The sequence below is a fragment of the Streptomyces sp. A1136 genome, assembly GCF_004795055.1.
Lineage (GTDB): Bacteria > Actinomycetota > Actinomycetes > Streptomycetales > Streptomycetaceae > Streptomyces.
In genome coordinates, this window is record NZ_SSBJ01000003.1 from 86,710 (window position 1) to 106,511 (window position 19,802).

Annotated in this window: 16 protein-coding genes; 8 read left to right on the forward strand and 8 right to left on the reverse strand. The window is 73.9% G+C overall.

Annotation, left to right across the window (positions count from 1 at the left end; translation table 11 throughout):
• Nucleotides 1–49: 49 nt before the first annotated feature.
• Both E6R62_RS03755 and E6R62_RS03760 read right to left on the reverse strand, forming a co-directional pair.
• Nucleotides 50–2,128, reverse strand: coding sequence for a SpoIIE family protein phosphatase (locus tag E6R62_RS03755; RefSeq protein WP_136211313.1), 2,079 nt, complete (start codon nt 2,126–2,128; stop codon nt 50–52).
• Nucleotides 2,129–2,147: 19 nt separating this feature from the next.
• Nucleotides 2,148–3,611 carry a DUF6777 domain-containing protein gene (locus E6R62_RS03760; RefSeq protein WP_206308638.1) on the reverse strand — a complete coding sequence of 488 codons (1,464 nt, stop codon included), beginning with the start codon at nt 3,609–3,611 and terminating at the stop codon, nt 2,148–2,150.
• 157 nt (nt 3,612–3,768) lie between these two features.
• Here E6R62_RS03760 and E6R62_RS39345 point away from each other — a divergent pair, with 157 nt between their 5' ends.
• Both E6R62_RS39345 and E6R62_RS03770 read left to right on the forward strand, forming a co-directional pair.
• Nucleotides 3,769–5,055 carry a streptophobe family protein gene (locus tag E6R62_RS39345; RefSeq protein ID WP_168713952.1) on the forward strand — a complete coding sequence of 429 codons (1,287 nt, stop codon included), beginning with the start codon at nt 3,769–3,771 and terminating at the stop codon, nt 5,053–5,055.
• Between the two features lie 105 nt (nt 5,056–5,160).
• A complete protein-coding gene (locus E6R62_RS03770) occupies nt 5,161–5,529 on the forward strand; it encodes a hypothetical protein (protein ID WP_136211315.1) in 369 nt (122 codons plus the stop codon).
• A 54-nt stretch (nt 5,530–5,583) separates the two neighbouring features.
• On the opposite strand, the gene E6R62_RS03775 is transcribed toward E6R62_RS03770, so the two are convergent.
• From E6R62_RS03775 to E6R62_RS03785, 3 genes are read right to left on the reverse strand one after another with little or no spacing between them, the layout of a single operon-like run.
• Entirely contained in the window at nt 5,584–6,600 is a 1,017-nt protein-coding gene (locus E6R62_RS03775) for a serine/threonine-protein kinase (RefSeq protein WP_136211317.1), read from the reverse strand.
• Entirely contained in the window at nt 6,600–7,313 is a 714-nt protein-coding gene (locus tag E6R62_RS03780; RefSeq protein ID WP_136211319.1) for a hypothetical protein, read from the reverse strand. The genes E6R62_RS03775 and E6R62_RS03780 overlap by 1 nt, the downstream gene beginning before the upstream one ends.
• Before the next feature lie 5 nt (nt 7,314–7,318).
• Nucleotides 7,319–9,667, reverse strand: a complete 2,349-nt coding sequence (locus E6R62_RS03785; RefSeq protein ID WP_136211321.1) for an FHA domain-containing protein — start codon at nt 9,665–9,667, stop codon at nt 7,319–7,321.
• Between the two features lie 152 nt (nt 9,668–9,819).
• Here E6R62_RS03785 and E6R62_RS03790 point away from each other — a divergent pair, with 152 nt between their 5' ends.
• The 5 genes from E6R62_RS03790 (at nt 9,820) to E6R62_RS03810 (ending at nt 15,133) form a co-directional block, all read left to right on the forward strand.
• Nucleotides 9,820–10,827: a cation diffusion facilitator family transporter gene (locus tag E6R62_RS03790; RefSeq protein ID WP_136211323.1), complete on the forward strand. Its 1,008-nt coding sequence runs from the start codon at nt 9,820–9,822 to the stop codon at nt 10,825–10,827.
• Nucleotides 10,828–10,857: 30 nt separating this feature from the next.
• A complete protein-coding gene (locus E6R62_RS03795; RefSeq protein WP_136211324.1) occupies nt 10,858–11,331 on the forward strand; it encodes an NUDIX domain-containing protein in 474 nt (157 codons plus the stop codon).
• A gap of 55 nt (nt 11,332–11,386) precedes the next feature.
• Nucleotides 11,387–12,643, forward strand: a complete 1,257-nt coding sequence (locus tag E6R62_RS03800; protein WP_136211326.1) for a Tm-1-like ATP-binding domain-containing protein — start codon at nt 11,387–11,389, stop codon at nt 12,641–12,643.
• 145 nt (nt 12,644–12,788) lie between these two features.
• Nucleotides 12,789–14,414, forward strand: coding sequence for a serine/threonine-protein kinase (locus E6R62_RS03805; protein WP_136211327.1), 1,626 nt, complete (start codon nt 12,789–12,791; stop codon nt 14,412–14,414).
• On the forward strand, nt 14,411–15,133 hold the full coding sequence (locus tag E6R62_RS03810; protein WP_136211329.1) for a hypothetical protein: 723 nt from the start codon (nt 14,411–14,413) through the stop codon (nt 15,131–15,133). Before E6R62_RS03805 ends, E6R62_RS03810 begins: the two co-directional genes overlap by 4 nt.
• Nucleotides 15,134–15,264: 131 nt before the next feature.
• On the opposite strand, the gene E6R62_RS03815 is transcribed toward E6R62_RS03810, so the two are convergent.
• A complete protein-coding gene (locus E6R62_RS03815) occupies nt 15,265–16,554 on the reverse strand; it encodes an ATP-binding protein (RefSeq protein WP_136211331.1) in 1,290 nt (429 codons plus the stop codon).
• A gap of 263 nt (nt 16,555–16,817) precedes the next feature.
• Here E6R62_RS03815 and E6R62_RS03820 point away from each other — a divergent pair, with 263 nt between their 5' ends.
• Nucleotides 16,818–17,585 carry a serine protease gene (locus tag E6R62_RS03820; RefSeq protein ID WP_136211333.1) on the forward strand — a complete coding sequence of 256 codons (768 nt, stop codon included), beginning with the start codon at nt 16,818–16,820 and terminating at the stop codon, nt 17,583–17,585.
• Between the two features lie 58 nt (nt 17,586–17,643).
• Here E6R62_RS03820 and E6R62_RS03825 read toward each other — a convergent pair whose 3' ends face one another.
• Nucleotides 17,644–18,129 carry an NUDIX domain-containing protein gene (locus E6R62_RS03825; RefSeq protein WP_136211335.1) on the reverse strand — a complete coding sequence of 162 codons (486 nt, stop codon included), beginning with the start codon at nt 18,127–18,129 and terminating at the stop codon, nt 17,644–17,646.
• Nucleotides 18,130–18,166: 37 nt separating this feature from the next.
• A complete protein-coding gene (lnt, locus tag E6R62_RS03830; RefSeq protein ID WP_136211337.1) occupies nt 18,167–19,768 on the reverse strand; it encodes an apolipoprotein N-acyltransferase in 1,602 nt (533 codons plus the stop codon).
• Nucleotides 19,769–19,802 lie beyond the last annotated feature (34 nt).

Consider the following 19,802-nt stretch of genomic DNA (forward strand, 5'->3'; position numbering starts at 1 on the left):
TCGGCGCGCCTCGCCCGCGGGTTCAGCCATTCGCGCCGTCGGGGGAGGTTCAGCCCGGGGGCGGGGACACGTCGAACTCGCACCACACGCATTTCCCGCCGCCCCTGGGTTCCACTCCCCAGGCGTCCGCCAGCTCGTCCACCAGCAGCAGGCCGCGTCCCGACATCGCCCACTCCCCCGCCTCACGGCGGTGCGGCAGGGCGCTGCTGGAGTCCTCCACCTCGATCCTGACCCGCCCTTGCGCGGTCTGGCGCAGGTTGACCCGGCCGCCGCCGTCGGTGTGGACCAGGGCGTTGGTCATCAGCTCGTCGGCGGCGAGCACGATCTCGTCCGAGCGGTCCCGGGCCCCCCACGCCTGCGCCGCCGCACGGATCAGGTGCCGCGCGTGCGCCGGGGACCCCGGGTCGCCGGGGTCGAGCCGGTAGTGCAACGGGCCGCCGCCGCGCGGGACGGGCGTGCCTCGGCGGCGCAGCAGGAGCAGCGCCATGTCGTCGCCGCCGCCCGCGTCGCCGACGAGGTCGCACAGCACGTCGGCGAGTTCCTCGACATCGGTGGGGCCGTCGCGGACCGCGTCCATCAGCTCGCGCATGCCCGTCTCGGAATCGCCCCCGGGACGCTCGATCAGGCCGTCCGTGCACAGCACCAGGGTGTCGCCGGGGTGCAGGTCCAAGGCGGTGACGGGGTAGCCGTTGCCGGACCCGGGTGGCGCGTCGGCGCCGCCGGGCGGGCGCAGCCCGAGCGGGAGGCCGCCCGCCGCCTGGACGCGGTGGGCGCTGCCGTCGCCGCGCCGCATGACCGGGTCGAGGTGACCGGCGCGGACCATGCGCAACGTCCCGGTGTTCAGGTCCACCTCGGCGTAGGTGCAGGTGGCGAAACGTTCCGTCTCCAGTTCCCGCAGGAACGCCGAGGCCCGCGCCATCGCGGTGCCCGGGGTGTGTCCCTCGGCGACGTAGGCCCGCAGGGCGATGCGCAGTTGACCCATGACGGCCGCCGCGCCGGTGTCGTGCCCCTCCACGTCGCCGATCATCACCCCGACCCGGCCCTCCCCGAGCGGGATGACGTCGTACCAGTCGCCGCCGATGTCCCGGCCGACCCTGGCGGACCGGTAGCGGACGGCGATCCGGACGCCGGCGACCTCCGGTATGCGGCGCGGCAGCATGGCCCGCTGGAGGCCTTCGGCGAGGTCGTGTTCCTGCTCGAAGAGCATGGCCCGTTGCAGGCTCTGCGCGATGCCGCTGCCCAGCGCCATCAGTACGTTGCGTTCCTCGGCGGTGAAGTCCCCGGCGCGGGTGTAGAGCAGTCCGAGCGCGCCGATGGCACGGCCCTGGGCGATGAGGGGCAGGTAGACGCCGCTGGACACGTCGAGCGGCTCGATGTAGGGCCACAGCAGCGGGTAGCGCTCCCGGAAGTCGCCCCGCGAGGCGATGAAGACCGGGCTCAGGCTCCGTACGGCCTCGCTCATCGGGAACCTCGCGTCGATGCGGGTGTACTCGATCTCGGGGACGTACGAGCCCAACCGGCCCTCCGCGACCAGGTGGATGCGGCCGCCGTCGACGACGCCGAGCATCACGCTGACCGCCCCGAGGTGCCCGAGCGCCTCCGGGTCCTTGAGGACGTCCGTGACGTCGTTGACGGTGCGGGCGTGCGCGAGGATCGCGGTGGTCCGTTCGACCACCCCGGTCATCCGGCGCCGGCCTTCGTCGTGCGCTCCGTCCGCCCCCGGCTCGCCGGGGTCGTGGGCGGCGTCGCGCAGGATGCCGATGATCCGGTACGGGCGGCCCTGCGGGTCGCGCAGGATGTGTCCTTGGATGTGGGTCCAGCCCGCGCTGCCGTCGCGTCGTCGGCTGCGGAAGTACGCGCCGTAGTGGCTGCGGCCTTCCTTGAGGGCCTGTGCGACGCGTGCGTCGATACGGGCTTCCTCGCCGGACACCAGACGGGCGCGCAGTCCGTCGGGGGTGCCGCTGAACTCGTCGGGGCGCAGGTCGAGCACCTCGAGGGCGGTGGGGTCGAGGTGCATCTGTCCGCTGTCGAGGTCCCAGTCGAACGTGCCCATGCGGTTCAGCGCGAGGCTGGTGTCCGGCCGCGCGGGCCAGCCGACTTCGGGGGCCGTCTCTCCCCGCTGGTCCATACAGCCAGCGTCTCACGGGTTACCGGACGTCGCCGGTGGACGGGTCGTGGGCGGCGGACGGGAGTGCGGCGGGACCGGTCCGGTGGTACGCGGCGGACGAGACGGACGGGCCCGGGTTCGCGGGCTCCGCCGGTGCCTGGTGACCGGGGGAGGCCGTGCTCGGCGTAACCGTATCGGGGGACGCGGTGGTCGGCGTGGCCGTGTCGGGGGCCTCGGTGCTCGGCGTGGGGGGCGAGGTCTGGGGCCCGACGAGGGCCGGGTGGGAGGTGTGCGATCCCGGGTGATCCGGTTCGGGCGGGGACGCGGGAGAGGTGTCGGGGGATTCCGGCGGGGAGGAGGGCGGTGATTGCGGAGGCGAGGGCGGCGATTCGGGAGGCGAGAGCGGCGATTCGGGGGGAAGGGCCGGGGACTCGGGCGGCGACGCCGGCGGGGATTGCGGCGGGGAGACGGTGGGCGGCCGCGACGAGGGCGGCGGCTTCTCGACCACCGGCGGCGGCACGGTCTTGTCGTGCTTGCCCTGGTGGTCGTTCCGGTCGCGCTCGACCCAGCGCCCGTCGTGGTGGTCGTAGATCACGAACGTGTGCACGACGGTCACCGACGGCGCGATGACCACCACCTGGGAGGGCCGGTACGAGGGCCAGGCCTGCCCGGTCCGCTTCGGCTCGCCGCCGCGCAGCGCCACGGGGGGCCCCAGCGGGTTCCCGCAGGCGCAGCGCACCCGCGGTACGCCCCTGTCGTCGACCAGGACCGCCGTCCCGGCCTGGAGCACGGCCTGGTAGGCGGTGGGCTTTCCGTCACGGTAGCCGTGGTTGGTGACCCGGGTGTCGGCGCGCAGTTGGAGCGGGGTCAGCGAGCGCAGGTAGTCGGGGACGGCGGCGGGCTTGACGGCGAGCGCCGAGGCGAAGGCCGCGTTCTTCGCCGGCTCGGCGGTCAACAACCTGATCTGCTTCTCCACGTCACAACTGGCCACGTCCTTGGTGCCGCCGTAGAGCCCGGGCGCCGCCCCGCTGACGCTGCGGGTGACCGTCGTCCCGTTCGCCGCCGTGCCGCTCGGCGCGGTGCTCGGCGCCTGGGGGGACGGGGTCTGCGGGGACGGGGTGCCCTGGTCGGTGGCGGTGGACTCGGTGAAGGGGGCGGGTCCGGTCGCGGAGACGGGCTGGAGGAAGACCTCACCACCGGCCTTGCCCGACGGACTGCCGCGGGTGAGGACCACCACGAGGGCGGCGACGGCCGCCACCGCGACGACGGCCGTGACCAGCCGGGGGACGGAGCGCCACCACGGCCCCTTGGGCGGCGGCGCGCCCGGCCCCGAAGGGGGGCCGGAGGGAGGCGCGGGCGGCGGGCCGCTGCCGCCTCCCCCACCCGAGAGCGGGCCGGAGGGAGGGCCGGAGGGGGGTTGGTCGGACGGCGGTCGTGGGGTGCCCCACGGCTGCCGGGACCGGGGTGGCCGCGGCGGTTCCTCACCCGAGGGTTGCGTGGTCACGGGCTCTTCTTCCCCTGCGGAGGCGGTCCGGGACGGTGGACGTTCCGCAGCTTCCGTACGGACATGTCCATCAATATCCGCGCTTGTCGCACTCCTGCGGACCATTGTGTGCGCCCTTCGGGTGGTGGCCGCAAGCCGGCGGTGCCACCTTTGCGGAGTGAGCAGTCCTTCGACCACGACGCCGACCCCCCGGGTCGCCAAGGCCTGGCGTGACGGCTTCGTCGCCGTGGCGGCGGCTTTCGCGGTCATGTTCGCGCTCGCCGCGGCCGGGTCGGCCTGCGCGGGCGCCGGTGATCTGCCGGGCGGCGCCTACCCGCGCGTGGTCGCCGCGGTCGTCGTGCTGGCCGCGGGCGGCTCGGTCGACGCCTCGGGCGGGGCCGGGTCGTTGGCGGGGGCCGCGCTGGACCTTTCCGTGCTGCCGCTGTCGGTGAGCCTGGCCGGTGCGCTGACGGCGGGCTGCGCCTTCCTGCGGCCCCTGAAAGGACGAGCGGTGGCCACCGCCCGGGAACTCCTGGGGCGGGCCGTCCCCTTGGTCGTGTTCTGGCTGCTCGCCCTGCTGGGTACCGGCGTCGTGGCCCGGCAGACCTTCGCCCTCTCCCCCGGCGACTCCCTGGTCACCGACATCGGCGAACTGGTCGGCTCCGCCCCGACGGTGGGATTCCGGGCCGACCTGCCGGTGACCCTGCTCGGCGGACTGCTCTGGATCGTCGGCCTGTTGGTCGTGGCCCTGCTGGTGTCGCGGCGCGCCCCCCTGCCCGCCGCGCTGGTCCGCTTCCACACGGCGGTGCGTCCGGCCGCCTTCGCCACCCTGGCGCTGCTCCTCGCGTACGTGGCGCTCGCAGGCGTCGTCGGCCTCGTGGTGGCGGTCACCCAGGGACACGCGGAACGCACCTTGGCGGTCCTGTTGCTCGGCCTGCCGAACCTGGCGTGGATCGCGCTGACGGTGGGGTTGGGCGGGGCCTGGGAGGGCCGGGTCGAAGGGCCGTTCGGGCTGCCGCTGCCGCACGCGCTGGACGAGGTACTGCGCGGCCCAGGGCGTTCGACGGTCGACGTGTCCGCCCTCGCGGAACGGGACTCCCGCTGGTGGTTGCTGGTCGTGGTCGCCGCCGTCCTGTTGTTGGGCACGGGCGTGCTGGCGGCCGTACGCTCCCCGTCCGAGGTCCGGCCCTGGCGGCACGCGCTGCACCTGGGCCTGGCGCTGACCCTGGCGGTCCTGACGGTCTGTCTACTGGCGGGCGTCCGGGCGGGTTTCGGGCTGTCGCTGCTGGGGATCGGCGACGTGGGCGGCCTCGGCGGCAGGGTCGAACTCACGCCGGTCCTGTGGCGCACCCTCGGCCCGGCCCTGCTGTGGGGCGCGGTGGCCGGGTACCTCGGCGCCCTCTTGGCCCGTCCGCTGCGCCACCGGGGGCCGGCGGACGGGGCGGAGGGCCCCGCGAAGTCCTGACCCGGGAGGACGGCCGCCCGGCGGCGACCAACCGATGGTCCGTACGGGTGAACCGGCTCGGATCGATTCGGCGGCGAATCGATTCCGCGTGCCAACCTCACCTCCGTGAACACGTTTAAAGGCCTGTTCCGGCCGCTCCATGCCGGCGGTCTGCTTGCCGTATCCGCAGTCGCCCTGACCCTGTCCACCGCCCTCCCCACGGGAGCGACACCCACCGGCGCCCGCTACCTCGCCGGCCCCGTCGGGGCGCGCGACACGACCCCCCGGGAGGTCTCGGCCAGCGCGGTCTACTGCCCCGACGGCATGCTCGTCCAGTCCGGCGGCTACTCGCTGGAGAACGCCAACACCGGCCCCGTGCTGGCCAGTCACCCCGTCGTCGGGCCGGACGGCCGCAAGGGCTGGTACGCCTCCGCCTCGCACGCCGACGTCCGGGCGTACGTGCTCTGCCGCACCGCCCTCGCCTCCGACTCCTGAGCGCGCGGCCTGCCCGACGCGCCTCCTCGACGCGCGTCGCTTCGACGGCCCTCCTCACGCACCCCCGGGGCGCGACCGGAACACCGGCATCGCCCAACGGGGCGGTGGCGGTGCGGGACCCCGGTCCGCGGCCGATCCGAGAGCGCCCGCGAGCCGCCCCGACGACCCTTCGGAACGCGCCCTGTCCCCCGCCGCCCCGGCCGTCTCCCCGGCCCGTCGCAGCGCCCCCGTGAACTCCAGGCAGTCGCGCCACCGTTGCTCCGGCGACTTGGCCAACGCCTTGCCCACCACCTCGTCGACGGCCACCGGAAGGTCGGGGCGGAGCGAGGTCACCGGAGGCGGCTGATCGAACTGGTGGGCCCAGAGCAGGGCCATGTCGTCGTCACGCCGGAACGGCGGGGCACCGGTCAGCATCTCCTGTACGACGCACCCCAGGGCGTACACGTCGCAGCGCCCGTCGACCGGCTTGCCGGAAATCTGCTCCGGCGCGACGTAGTCCAGGGTCCCCACGAACTGTCCGACGCTGGTGAACCCGGTCAGCGACAACGACTTCTTCGTCAACCCGAAATCCGTCAGGTACACGTGCTCGGGGTGCTCGCTGTCGGTGCCCTCCGCCACCAGGATGTTGCCCGGCTTGACGTCCCGGTGGACCAGGTCGTGGGCGTGGGCCGCGTCCAGCGCGGAGGCCACCTGCGCCGCGATGCGCACCGCCGTACGGACGGGCAGGGGACCCGTCCGGTCCAGCAGGGCCCGTAGGTCCTGCCCGGCGACGTAGCGCATCGCGATGTACAGCAGGCCGTCCGTCTCGCCCGCCTCGAAGACAGGCACGATGTGTGGGTGGTCGATCGCGGCGGCCACCTTCGACTCGTGGGTGAACCGCTGTCGGAAGGTGTCGTTGCGGGCCAGTTCGGGCGCGAGCAGCTTCAACGCCACCGTCCGGTCCAGCCGCAGGTCCAGGGCCCGGTAGACGACCGCCATCCCGCCGCGCCCGATCTCGCTCTCCACCTGGTACCCGGCGATCCGCCTGCCGCGCAGGTCGGAGGCCCGACCGCCGAGCGGTTCGACGGACATCACCGGTCGCCGTTCTCGGGGATCTCCACGACCAGGGTCGACTCGTGGCCGACGTCGTCGGGTTCGGCCCCGCCCGGCCCGGTCTCGTGCGGCCGGGCCTCATCCGATCCGGCCCCGTCCGGCGCGGACCCGTCCGACGCGGGCGCTCCCACCTCGGCCGGCGCACCGGACTCCGACTCGTCGGGCGGACGCGGTCCGGCCTCGGAGCCCGGCCCGGCGACGACGGCGTAGGTCGCCGCCCGGCCGCCCTCGGCGTACAGCCACCGCCCGGCCGCCTCGTCGTAGAGCCACACCGACTCCCCGTCGATCACCACGCCCGCCCGCAGTCCCCGCGTGCCCCTGCGGAAGCCCTCGGTGTCCACGCGCCCGGCGGCGAGCTGGTCCGCGGCCCTCCGGTAGCGCTCCAACACGTCCGCGCTGCGTGCCAGCAGCGGTGCGGGGTCCTCACTGCGCGCGAGGGGGCGCCCGCCCGTCGGCGGCGGCCGCGGCACGGCCACCAACAGGCGGCCGTCCACCCACGCGGACCATCCGTTGGAACAGAGGACCTCGCCCCACTCCCCCTGTCGGGACAGCAGTTGCACGGGCAGGAACGGGTCCAGGGCGACGGTCGGCCGTGACACGTCCGGTGCTTCCCAGGCGGGCAGCCCGTCCTGCGGTACGACGTGCGTGGGCCGGAAGTCCGCGGCGTCGGCAGGGCTCGTCATCGAGGTCATCGGGGCTACTTCCGCATGATGGCGGGCTCGTGTCGACGCAACAGTCGGGAGACCACCACACCGAACAGCACGGACAGCGCCGGCAGCATCCCGATGTCGAGCAGCCACACCCCGGCGGAGTGCGCGAACAACGGGTCCTCGGTGATCTTGCCCGGCACGATCGCGGCGAGGTCGATGGTCCCCGCCATGGCGCCGAGCGCCCAGCGCGAGGGAACGAGCCAGGCCAGTTGCTCGATCACCGGCACGCCGTCCAACTGGAGCAGGGCGCCGCAGAAGACCACCTGCACGATGGCGAGGAGGACCAGCAGCGGCATCGTGACCTCTTCCTTCCTTACCAGTGCGGACACCAGCAGGCCGAGCATCATCGCGGTGAACGACAACAGGGCGACGGCGATCGTGATCTCCACGAGCGGGGGCAGGAGGACGCCCTTGCCGCCGGGGGCGTTGAGGTTCACCCCGAGGAGCGCCACCAGCGTCAACACCACGGCCTGAGCGACGGTGATCGCGCCCAGGACGACCACTTTCGACATCAGGTAGGCGGAGCGCGAGAGCCCCACGGCGCGCTCGCGCCGGTAGATGGTGCGCTCCTTGACGAGTTCGCGTACCGCGTTGGCCGCGCCGGTGAGCACACCGCCCACACACAGGATGAGCAGGGCGTTGATCGCCGTCTCCCGGGTGAGGGAGTGGCCGGCCAGGGCGCGGGCCATGGCGCCCATCACGAACGGCAGCGCGATCATGATGGCGAGGAAGGTGCGGTCGGCGCCGAGCGCGGCCGCGTAGCGCCGGACGAGGGTCGACAACTGCGCCGTCCAGCTCTGCGCCTTCGGCGGCGCGGCGGCGAAACGGGCCGCGCCGGCGTGGGCGCCGGCCGCCATGGGCTGCCCCGGTACCCGCACGTAGGTCCGGTACAGGGTCGAGGCGCGGTACTGGCCCGACCAGTCCCGGTCCTGTTGGTTCTCGAAGGCTTCGAAGGCCTCCGGCCACTCGTCGAAGCCGAAGAAGCCGAGCGCCTCGCCGGGCGGTCCGAAGTAGGCGACGCGCCCGCCGGGGGCGAGGACCAGCAGCCGGTCGCAGACGTCGAGGCTGAGCACGCTGTGGGTGACCACGATGACGGTCCGACCGTCGTCCGCGAGGTCGCGCAGCATGTGCATCACCGAGCGGTCCATGCCGGGATCGAGCCCTGAGGTCGGCTCGTCGAGGAAGAGCAGGGAGGGCTTCGTCAGCAGTTCCAGCGCGACGGAGACCCGCTTGCGCTGGCCCCCCGAGAGACTGTGGATGCTCTGGTCGGCGCGCTGGACGAGACCGAGCTCCCGGATGACCTCGTCCACCCGGGCCTGCCGCTCCGCCTTGGCCGTGTCCTGCGGGAAGCGCAGTTCGGCGGCGTAGGTCAGGGCGCGCCGCACGGTGAGCTGGGCGTGCAGGATGTCGTCCTGCGGGACGAGCCCGATACGGCTGCGCAGTTCGGCGTAGTCGCGGTAGAGGTCGCGTCCGTCGTAGAGGACGGCGCCCTGCTCGGCGGGGCGCAGCCCGGTGAGCGCGCCGAGGAGGGTGGATTTGCCGGCGCCGCTGGGGCCGACGACCGCGAGCAGGCACTTGGCGCCGACGGGGAAGGAGACGTGGTCAAGCAGGACCTTGCGGCCGTGGTCGACGCTGACGGCGAGGTCCTGGACGTCGAGGGAGACCTCGCCGGTGTCGACGTACTCCTGCAGTTGGTCGCCGACGAGGCAGTAGGCGGTGTGTCCGATGCCGACGATGTCACCCTCGGCGACGGCCGCCCGCTGGACCCGGGAGCCGTTGAGGTAGGTGCCGTTGTGGCTGCCGACATCGACGATCTCGTACGTCCCGTCGGGCAGGGCGCGCAGCTCGGCGTGGCGGCGGGAGACGACGAGGTCGTCGACGACCAGGTCGTTGTCGGGGGCGCGGCCGATGCGGACGGTCCGTGCGGGGAGCGGTCGTACGGAGGCCGGCCGGTGGAAGGTGGCGGACAGGGCGGGGTTCGCGACGGAGGACGGGCGGGCGGGGGCGCGGTCGGGGGCGGCGCCGAGGAGCACGACGCGGGGGCCGTCCTCGGCGCTGCCGAAACGCAGTTCGCTGCCGGGGCCGACGCTCCATTCGCGGACGCGGTGGCCGTCCGCCCAGGTGCCGTTGGTGCTGCCCTCGTCCTCGACCGTCCAGTGATCGCCTTCGGGGCGCAGGACCGCGTGGTGCCAGGAGACGCGGGCGTCGTCGAGACAGATCTCGCAGTGGGGATCGCGCCCGACGTGGTACGTCCGGCCCGGGCTGATGGGGGTGGAGCCCCGGGCGGTCTCCAGCACGAGTTCGGGTGCGGCCGGCGCACCGGGTCGCTGGACCATGGACAGAATTTTCCCACGATCCGAGCGGCGCGGCATAACGGCAGGTCAAGGGCCTGTTATGGGTAATGACAACGGTCCCCGTTGCAGCCTTTGCCGATGCGCGAAAGGTGCGCTTCACTTCAGGCGTCGGAACCGAACAAACGGGGGATGCCATGACCGGGCACGACCACGACCACGATCACGCCGGGCACGGCGGGCACGGCCACGGGGTGGCCGCGGACGCCGACCGGCGCTGGCTGGCCATCGCCCTCGGCCTGATCGGCGGCTTCATGGCGGTCGAGGTGGTCATCGGTGTCCTGGCCCACTCCCTCGCGCTGATCTCCGACGCCGCGCACATGCTCACCGACGCGGTCTCGATCGTGCTGGCCCTGGTCGCGATGCGGCTCGCCGCCCGCCCGGCGCGCGGCGGGTTCACCTACGGCCTCAAGCGGGCGGAGATACTCTCCGCCCAGGCGAACGGGCTGACCCTGCTGCTGCTTGCGGTGTGGCTGGCGTACGAGGCGGTGCGGCGGCTGCTCGACCCGCCGCCGGTGGCGGGCGGCCTGGTCCTGGTGACGGCGCTGGCGGGCATCGTCGTCAATGTGACGGCGGCCTGGTGCATCTCGAAGGCGAACCGGAGCTCCCTGGCCGTCGAGGGTGCCTACCAGCACATCCTGAACGACCTGTTCGCGTTCATCGGGACCGCGGTGGCCGGTTTGGTCGTGTGGACCACCGGTTTCCGCCAGGCCGACTCGATCGCCTCGCTGGTCGTGGTGGTGCTGATGGTCAAGGCGGGCTACGGCCTGGTCCGCGAGTCGGGCCGGATCTTCCTGGAGGCCGCCCCGGCGAACATGGACCCGGACGCGGTCGGCGACCGGCTCGTCGGGCACCCGCCGGTGACCGAGGTGCACGACCTGCACATCTGGACGATCACCTCCGGGCAGGCGGCGCTCTCCGCGCACGTGCTCGTGGAACCGGCCGGCGACTGCCACGCCGTACGCAGGGACCTGGAGCGCTTGCTGGAGAAGGAGTACGGGGTCACCCACACGACGCTCCAGGTGGACCACGCGCAGGAGGCCCTGCTCTCGGTCGGCCGCCCCGGCGAGGACCCGTGGCCCCGCGACCCGCACTGCGCGGACGCGCACGGACCGGTCCACCGCGAGGGCCCGCACGACCACTGACGGACCTCGCGGCGGGGCATACATGGCCCCATGACGCAAAAGCGCAGCGCCGGACTACTGCTGTTCCGCGAGGTCGCCGCCGGGACCGGCGCCGGAGTCGAGGTGTTGCTGGGCCATATGGGCGGCCCGCTGTGGGAGCGGCGCGACGCCGGGGGCTGGGCCATCCCCAAGGGCGAGTACGGCCCGGACGAGGAACCGCTGGACGCGGCCCGCCGCGAGTTCACCGAGGAGATCGGCCTGCCCCCGCCCGAGGGCCCGTACCTGCCGCTCGGCGAGATCCGGATGGCGGGCGGGAAGCTGGTCACGATCTGGGCGGTCCGGGCCGACCTGGACCCGGCGCTGATGGTGCCCGGCACCTTCACCATGGAGTGGCCGCCGCACTCGGGCCGGCGAGCGGAGTTCCCGGAACTGGACCGCGTGGCCTGGTTCCCTCCCCCGATGGCCCGAAATAAGCTCATCGCAGGCCAAGTCCCCTTCCTGGAAAGGCTGTTGCACCTGCTGTAGGGGTTGACCCGACCTTGACTTGCCAACAAACCCCACGTGCCTGGACATTGCACATATGACGAGCGTCGTGCTGGTGGGAACCCTGGACACCAAGGGTGTCGAGTACGGCTGGCTGCGCGAGAGGCTGCTGCGCGCCGGCGTCGAAGTGATCACGGTCGACACAGGAATCATGGGCGAGCCCCGAATACCCGCGCAGGTGCCGCGCGAAGCGGTCGCCCGGGCGGCGGGGACGGAACTGAGGGATCTGCGGGCGGCGGGCGACCGGGGGACCGCCGTCACCACCATGGCCCGGGGCGCCGAGGCGACGCTGTTACGCCTGCACGCCGAAGGCCGGCTCCAAGGGGTCCTCGCGATCGGGGGCAGCGGCGGGACCTCCATCGCCACCCGGGCGATGCGCGCGCTGCCGCTGGGCGTGCCGAAGCTGATGGTCTCCTCCATGGCCTCGGGCGACGTGACCCCGTACATCGGCTCCGCGGACATCACGATGATGTACAGCGTCGTGGACATCGCCGGGATCAACAGCGTCTCCGCCCCGGTACTGGCCAACGCGGTGGAGGCCGTCGCGGCCATGGCCAGGGGCTACGCCCGTGCCGCGCTGGAGCGGCGCCGCCCGGCCGGGCCGGGGACGGGGTCACGGCCGCTGATCGCCGCGAGCATGGCGGGCGTCACCACCACCGGCGTGGACGCGGCCCGGGAGCGGCTGACCGCGCTCGGCTACGAGGTGTTGGTCTTCCACGTCAGCGGCAGCGGCGGCCGCACCCTGGAGAAACTGGCCGGGCAGGGCGTCTTCGCGGGCGTCCTAGACCTCACCCTCAGCGAGCTCGCCGACGACCTGTGCGGGGGCATCCTGAGCGCCGGCCCCGACCGGCTCAGCGCGGCCGGGCGGGCCGGCGTTCCGCAGGTGGTGAGCCTGGGCGCGTTGGACCTGGTGAAGTTCGGCCCGTTGGAGAGCCTGCCCGAGCGGGTCCGCTACCGGCGGGTCCGCGTCCACAACCCCTCGATCACCGTCATCCGTACGACCGCGGCCGAGTGCGCGGAGCTCGGCCGCCGGATCGCCGCGAAGCTGCGGGTGGCGACCGGGCCCACGGAGGTGTGCGTCCCACTGCGCGGACTGTCGACGCTGGGCGCGCCCGGCGGCCCCTACCATGACCCCGGCGCGGACCGGGCCCTGTTCACCGCGCTGCGCGACGGACTGCGGGGCAGCGCCGCCCGGCTGCACGACTACGACACGCACATCAACGACCCGTCCTTCGGGCGGGCCGCCGCCGACCGGCTGCACGCCATGATCGGCGCGGAACGCGCGGTGGCCTGACCCCTGGCGTCCGACCCTGCCCCGAGACACCCCGTCCCGAGACACCCCGTCCCGCCGGGAACCGGCCATGGCGGAATCCGTGTCCCAGGGGGTGTCGGCCGCACGGACCGGTGCCGGGACAGGGTGGGGCCACGGAGGGGGAACGATGAAAGACGCATGGACGGTTCCCGGGTACACGTCGGTCCGGGAGCTGGGTGCGGGCGGCAGCGGCCGGGTGGTGCTCTCCGTCCACGACGCCACGGGCACGCCGGTCGCCGTCAAGTACCTCGGCGACCGGCTGCGCGAGGACCCCGCCTTCGTCCGGGAGTTCCGGGCCGAGGCCCGGCTCCTGGGCGGGCTGCGCTCCCCTCACGTGGTGGCTCTCTACGAGTACTGCGAGTACACCGAGGCGCCCGGCGGCGCCGCCATCGTGATGGAACTCGTCGACGGGATCTCCCTGCGCGCCCTGCTCAAACGGTCCGGGAGCACGGACCCGGAGGCCGCCCTGGTGCTGCTCAAGGGCTCCCTGCTCGGGCTCGCGTCCGCGCACCGGGCCGGGGTGGTACACCGCGACTACAAGCCGGAGAACGTGCTGGTGGCGGCGGACGGCTCCTCGAAGCTGGTGGACTTCGGGATCGCGGCCGGACGCGGCACCACACCCGGGGTGGCGGGCACCCCCGCGTACATGGCGCCCGAACAGTGGCAGGGCCGGCCGGCCTCGCCCGCGGCCGACGTGTACGCGGCGACGGCCACGTTCTTCGAGTGCGTGACGGGACACAAGCCGTTCCCCGGGACGAACTTCGCGGAGTTGGCCGTCCAGCACGTTGAGGCCCCGGTGCCGGAGACCGAGGCCCCGGAGCCGGTACGCCCACTGATCCGCCGAGGTCTGGCCAAGGCTCCGGAGGAGCGGCCGGAGAACGCCGAGGCGTTCGTCGCGGAGTTGGAGGAGGTGGCGCTGGCCGGGTACGGGCCCGACTGGGAGGAGCGCGGACAGCGCAAACTGGCGGCCCTGGCGGCGCTGCTGCCGCTCCTGTTCCCCTCGGCGGCGGCCACGGCGAGCGGCACCACGGCGCTCGCGACGACCGTGCTCCCGCCCCGGCCCGCGGGTCTGCCGCCGGGGCGGCGCGGCGCGCTCGCGGCCGCCGCCGTACTGGTGATCGGGGCGCTGCTGGTGTTCACGTACGAGGCGGTCGCCGGGGAGGCCGGCGGGGCGTCGGCGCTGAGCGCGTTCGCGACATCGAGTGCCGGGCCGCCGGGCGGCGGGGGCCCGGGGCCGGGTCCGAGCGCCTCCGCGTCCGCGACGCCCTCGCCGTCGATGTCGCCGTCGCCGTCCGCGTCGCCCTCCGCGTCCGTCTCCCCCTCGGCCTCGACTTCGCCGTCCCCGACACCGGGTTCGAGCCACAGCCCTACGCCGACGCCGACCCCCACTCCGACGAAGCCGACCCCCACCGTGAAGCCGAGTCCGTCGGTCACCGTCTCCGGGGTGGAGGCCACCTTGCTGACCAGCCCGAGCACCGGGCAGGTGAGCGTCTCCCTCGACGTGCGCGGCGGACCGGCGACGGTGCTCCTGGAGTGGTTCCTCGGGAACGACCTCGCGGACCTGCGCGTCGCGGACGGTACGGACTCCGTGCCCGTCCGGGCGGGCACGGAGCCGGTGACCCGTACCCACGCCTTCGCGCGCCGGGCGGGCTGCTACCTGAGCGTCCGCGTCACCACCACGCCCTCGTCCGGGAAGCCGGTCATCGCCTCGAAGTACATCCCGAGGTGCACCACGACGGAGCCGCCGCGATGAGCGGTCCCCACGCCCCCGAGGGCGACGACTACAGTGCCACGGTCCTCGGCAGCCACTGGTTCAGCGGCCCGCCGCCGTCGGCCGACACCCGTCGACCGGACGCCGGGCCCGCGGGAGCCGGCCCCACGGACGCGGTTCCCGGCGGCACCGGGCCATCGGGCTCCGGGCCATCGGGCACCCTGCGGTTCGACACCCCGCCGACCGTCCCGGGCGCCGCGCCCGACCGGGTCGACGGACCGGTGCTGCGGTTCGGCCCCGGCGTCACCGCGGCGATGCCCGCGCCGTTCCCGGTGACCGTCCCGCCCGCGGCCGCAGTCCGTGGCCGGGGCCAGTGGCGGCGCTACACCCTGGCCGCCGTGGTGCTGGCGGCCGTCCTCGCCTACCTGGGCTGGCAGCGGTTCGGTCCCGCCCTCGCGGTCCGGGACGTGGCGGTGACCACCGACCCCAAGGGGCCGGGCTGCGACGGCGCGGCCGACGTGGTGGCCGTCGTGACCACCAACGGGCGCCCCGGAACGCTGACGTACCACTGGGAGCGCAGCGACGGCACGCGCTCCGAGCAGCTCACCGAACGGGTGCCGAGGGGACGCAAGGAGGCCCGGCTGCACCTGCTGTGGACCTTCCAGGGAGTCGGCACCTACGTCGCGCGCGCCGAGCTGCGGCTCGACTCGCCGGCGGCGCGCGCCGAAGCCGTCGCGTTCACCTACGACTGCCGGGCGTAGGCCCCTGCCGGCAGCCCCGTGCGCGGGAAGGCCCGCGGCCGCTCGGGGGAGCGACCGCGGGCCGACCTGGCCGGCCTGTCCGTGGCAGGCACGTCTGGGGCGGGCACGCCGGCGGCGGACGGCCCGGCGGGTCAGAAGCGGGCGTGCGCCGTGATGTCCGCGGCGAACTCCCCGGTCATCGCGGGGGTCACCGTAGGCCTGCACTGGGCGACCGCCGCCAGGTAGTCGCTCGTGCTCGCCCCCAACTGCGGGGCGGACGCGCCGCGCGCGCCGACCGCCTCCAGATCCCGCTCGAAGGACACCTGGGCCGCGATGCGCGCCGCGTGCTCGATGTCTGCGGGGGTGAACAGTTCGGTCGCCTCCACCAGCGCCGCCACGTCGACGTCCGGGCGCCCGGCCGTGTAGCGGGACCAGATCGCGGCGCGCGCCCCGGCGTCCGGGGTACCGATCGGGATCAGGTAGTCGAAGCGCCCCGGCCGCAGGAAGGCCGGGTCCAGCGAACGGATGGAGTTGGTGGCGCAGACCAGCAGCCGTTCGTCGCCCTCCCGGAAGCCGGGGATCAGCTTGAGCAGTTCGTTCGTCACGCCGTGGATGCCGCCGGGCTGCGCCGGTTCGGTCCTTACGGGTGCTATTTCCTCGACCTCGTCGATGAAGACGAGGACCCGCTCCAGCTCGGCGATCCGGGCGAAGGCGTCGCGCAGCGCGGCCGCCAGGTTCCCCTCGTCGGCGAGCCGGGAGGGCAGCAGTTCCACGAAGGGCCAGCCCAGGCGGGAGGCGATGGCGCGGGCGAAGGTGGTCTTGCCGGTGCCGGGGGGTCCGAAGAGGGTGACGGCGCGCGGCGGCCGTACGCCGTGCGCGGCGGCCCGTTCGGGCTCGGCCAGCGGGAGGACCACTCGGCGCTCGATGAGGTCCTTCTCCTTCTCCATCCCGGCGACCTTCGCCCAAAGGTCGTTGGGGAGGAAGCGGCCGCCGAGGTCGTCGAGGAGGCCGGCCGCCGGTCCGTGCAGCGGCTCGGTCTTCTCGAAGTAGGCGACGGCGGGCTGGCGGGTGTAGCCGGCGTTGAGCAGGCCCTCCCCGAGCAGGTCCTCCTCGGGCAGGACGTAGGCGATCCGCCCGACGCGGGCGGCGATGAGCCGCCGTTCCAGTTCGACGAGCAGCGCGCTGGCCAGGCCGCGGCCGCGCCAGCCCGCGGCGATCGCGATGCGCATCACCCAGGCGCGTTCGCCGGTGACGCAGGCGAGGGCGGCGCCGATCGGGACGCCCTGGTGGACGGCGACGACACAGGGCTGTCGGTCGGTGAGCGCGCTGATGCACTCGGCGAGCGAGAAGACGGACTCCTGACCGAGTTCCGCCGTGGTGTCGATCAGATGGACGACCGCGGCGAGATCGCTCTCGCGGTAATCGTGGATCAGCCAGTTCACCGGGTACCGCCCCTCGTTCGTGCTCCTGCGGTGAGGCTAGGGGCGCCCTGACCGGATGATCACCCTCCGCGGTGCACAACACCGGCTCGGCAAACCGTCCGCGCCGTCCATAGACTCACGCCTCCCGTTCGGGGGACATGCCGGAAATGCGCGCCGTTTCGGCACTTCCCACATGACCGGCCGGGGATTCACAGCGGATTCTTATGGAACCGGGGGCGCTGTCCACAGGCTCGCTGGGCAGGCTCAGGTGCATGATCCGCAGCATGCTCCCCAGACAGGCCGCGCCCGCGGGCTCCTCCCGCGCCCGGCGGGCGTCCCGGGTCCTGCTCGCGCTGGCGGCGATGGCCGCGCTGCTGAGCGTCGATCTGCCGGACGCCGGCGCCACCTCGGCGCCCGGCACCACCGCGCGGGCCGAGCCCGGCGTCGCCTCCGACCGGGTGGGCGCGCTGTTCGCGGGCGGGACGGACGGAGGGCACTTCTGCACCGCCGCAGTGGTGCACAGCGACGACCGGAGTGTGATCGTCACCGCCGCGCACTGCCTGGACAACCCCGACACCACGGTGTTCGCGCCGGGCTACCGGGACGGGAAGAGCCCGTACGGGCTGTGGCGGGTGACCGGCGTGTACGTCTCCCCGCGCTGGACGCAGGGGCGGGACCCGGACGAGGACATCGCCTTCGCGTCGGTCGCCCCGACGACGGGGTCTCGGCAGGTGGAGGACGCTGTGGGCGGCTTTCCGGTGGTGTCGGAGCAGCCCGAGGACGCGACGGTGACGGTCGTCGGCTACCCGAGCAGTGACGATTCGCCCCTGCGCTGCACCAACGCCACGAGCCTGTTCTCGCCGACCCAGCGCCGTATCGACTGCCCCGACCTGAGCAGCGGGACGAGCGGCAGCCCCTGGCTGGTGGACGGCGCCGTGGCCGGGGTGCTGGGCGGGTACGAGGAAGGCGGTCTGGTCCCGGAGGTGTCGTACAGCGCGGTGATGGGCGACCAGGCGGTGGAGCTCTACCGCGAGGCGGCGGTCGCGGGCTGACCCGGGACGATGTCGACGGCCCCCGCCCGGGGGCCGTCGACGGAGCGCCCGACGGGGCCTAGACGACCTGGGCGGGGGGCCGGAACCAGGTCGGTTCGTCGAGCAGCGCGCGCCGGACGCGTTCCACGGCGAAGGGCTCCAGCGGCGGCAGGGCGTCCGCCGTGAACCAGGCGACTTCCAGCAGCTCCCCGTCGTGCGGGCGGGCCTCGCCGCCCGTGGCCCGGCAGCGGAAGGTGATGTCCTGGAACTGACAGACGTCCCCGTTGGGGTAGGTCATCGGTTGCAGCATCTCGACGAGCACGACCCGCTCGGGGACGCACCGGACCGCCGTCTCCTCGTACACCTCGCGCGCCGCCGTGTCGGCGGGCTGTTCGCCGGGTTCGGCGATGCCCCCGATCACCGACCAGAGGCCGGTGTCGGCCCGGCGGCCGAGCAGGACCCGGTCGCGGTCGTCGACGACGATGGCGGTGACGCCGGGCAGCAGGAGCAGCAGGTGCCCCGCGCCGGCTTCGCGGATCGCGCGTATGTAGTCAGGTGTGGTCATGCCCCGACCCTACGAGGTCGCCTCTCGGCCACCCGCGTCATGCGGCCCGCCGGGCGCGAACCCGGCGGGTCAGGACCAGGCCGAGCCCCCCGGCGGCGACCAGGAGCAGCGCGTACTCCGGCAGTGGCCCGAGCCGGGTGGCCGGGGTCGGCGTCGAACGCAGCGGGATTTCGGCGACCAGCGCGTCGGCGGTGAACATCTTCGTCTGCTGGACGACGGTGCCGTCGGGCCGGATGACCGCGCTGACCCCGCTGGTGACGGGGACGAGCACGGTCCGGCTGTGCTCGACCGCCCGGACCCGGTCCATGGCCAACTGCTGGTAGGTCATCTCGCTCCGGCCGAAGGTGGCGTTGTTGCTCGGCACGGCGATGACCTGGGCTCCGGCCTGCACGGTGGAGCGGACGGCGTCGTCGAAGGCGGCCTCGTAGCAGGTGACCATGCCGACCCGGCTGCCCGCCATGTCGAAGACGCCGGGCTCCTTGCCGGGGCCGAAGTCACGGCGTACGCGGTCCACGTCCTTGCTGAAGATCCGGACGAAGGACCGCATCGGCATGCGCTCGCCGAACGGCTGGATCTTGCGCTTGTCGTAGGTCGCGGTCGGGCCCTTGACCGGATCCCACAAGATCATCGTGTTGCGCAGCGGGCCGGTCGGCGGCTCCAGGACGGAGCCGATGGCGACGGGCACGCCGATGCGCTTGACGGCCCGGTCGATGACGGCGTGGGCGTCCTGCTGGGTGAAGGGGTCGATGTCCGAGGAGTTCTCCGGCCAGACGACGAAGTCGGGCTGCCGGGCGCGGCCCGCCTTCACGTCGTCGGCGAGCCGGAGGGTGCGGTTGGCGTGGTTGTCGAGTACGGCGCGGCGCTGGGAGTTGAAGTCGAACCCGGCGCGCGGGACGTTGCCCTGGACGACGGCGGCCACCGCCGTGCCGTCCTCGGCGGCGTCGGAGACCAGCGGACGCGAGGCGAGGGCCGCGCCGACCGGCAGGGCGACGGTGAGGGCGGCGAGCGCGGCGGCGGTGCGGCTCGGCCGCGAGCGGGCGACGCGCGCGAGTTCGTAGAGGCCGAATCCGCACAGGGCGATCCCGAAGGACAGCAGCGGCGTACCGCCCAGGGCGGCGAGCGGCAGGAAGAAGCCGTCGGCCTGGCCGAAGGCGAGCTTGCCCCAAGGAAAGCCGCCGAACGGCGCCCGGGCGCGCAGGGCCTCGCCGGCGATCCACACGGCGGAGGCCCAGACGGCGCGGCCGGGGAGCGTGCCGACGAGGGCGATGCCGAGGCCGGTGAGGCCGAAGAGGAGCGCTTCGAGGGTGACGAGGGCGATCCACGGCACCGGGCCGACACCCTCACTGGTCCACACCAGCAGCGGCAGCAGGTAGCCCAGCCCGAACAAGAAACCGAGGCCGAAGCCGGCCCGGGCCCGACGGCCGCGCAGGCAGCCGGCCAGCAGGGCGAGGGCGAAGGGGGCCAGCCACCACAGGGGGCGCGGCGGGAAACCGAGGTAGAGCAGGACCCCGGCGAGCGCGGCGAGCGCCGCCCGGGTGGGCCAGGCGTCCCGCAGGCGGTGCAGGAAGGTCGCGCCGCTCTCCGGTGCGGTGGACTGCGCGGGCTCGTTCCCGGCCGCTCGGGTGACACTGGTGCTCATTGGGCGGAGTGTACGTCCCTCCCGCTCGGGGCGG

Excerpts from the sequence above, each read along its gene's own strand:
- E6R62_RS03755 (WP_136211313.1), bottom strand. The coding sequence starts at position 2,128 with ATGGACCAGCGGGGAGAGACGGCCCCCGAAGTCGGCTGGCCCGCGCGG.
- E6R62_RS03775 (WP_136211317.1), bottom strand. The coding sequence starts at position 6,600 with ATGTCCGTCGAACCGCTCGGCGGTCGGGCCTCCGACCTGCGCGGCAGG.
- E6R62_RS03780 (WP_136211319.1), bottom strand. The coding sequence starts at position 7,313 with ATGACCTCGATGACGAGCCCTGCCGACGCCGCGGACTTCCGGCCCACG.
- E6R62_RS03785 (WP_136211321.1), bottom strand. The coding sequence starts at position 9,667 with ATGGTCCAGCGACCCGGTGCGCCGGCCGCACCCGAACTCGTGCTGGAG.
- E6R62_RS03790 (WP_136211323.1), top strand. The coding sequence starts at position 9,820 with ATGACCGGGCACGACCACGACCACGATCACGCCGGGCACGGCGGGCAC.
- E6R62_RS03795 (WP_136211324.1), top strand. The coding sequence starts at position 10,858 with ATGACGCAAAAGCGCAGCGCCGGACTACTGCTGTTCCGCGAGGTCGCC.
- E6R62_RS03800 (WP_136211326.1), top strand. The coding sequence starts at position 11,387 with ATGACGAGCGTCGTGCTGGTGGGAACCCTGGACACCAAGGGTGTCGAG.
- E6R62_RS03805 (WP_136211327.1), top strand. The coding sequence starts at position 12,789 with ATGAAAGACGCATGGACGGTTCCCGGGTACACGTCGGTCCGGGAGCTG.
- E6R62_RS03810 (WP_136211329.1), top strand. The coding sequence starts at position 14,411 with ATGAGCGGTCCCCACGCCCCCGAGGGCGACGACTACAGTGCCACGGTC.
- E6R62_RS03820 (WP_136211333.1), top strand. The coding sequence starts at position 16,818 with ATGCTCCCCAGACAGGCCGCGCCCGCGGGCTCCTCCCGCGCCCGGCGG.
- E6R62_RS03825 (WP_136211335.1), bottom strand. The coding sequence starts at position 18,129 with ATGACCACACCTGACTACATACGCGCGATCCGCGAAGCCGGCGCGGGG.
- lnt (WP_136211337.1), bottom strand. The coding sequence starts at position 19,768 with ATGAGCACCAGTGTCACCCGAGCGGCCGGGAACGAGCCCGCGCAGTCC.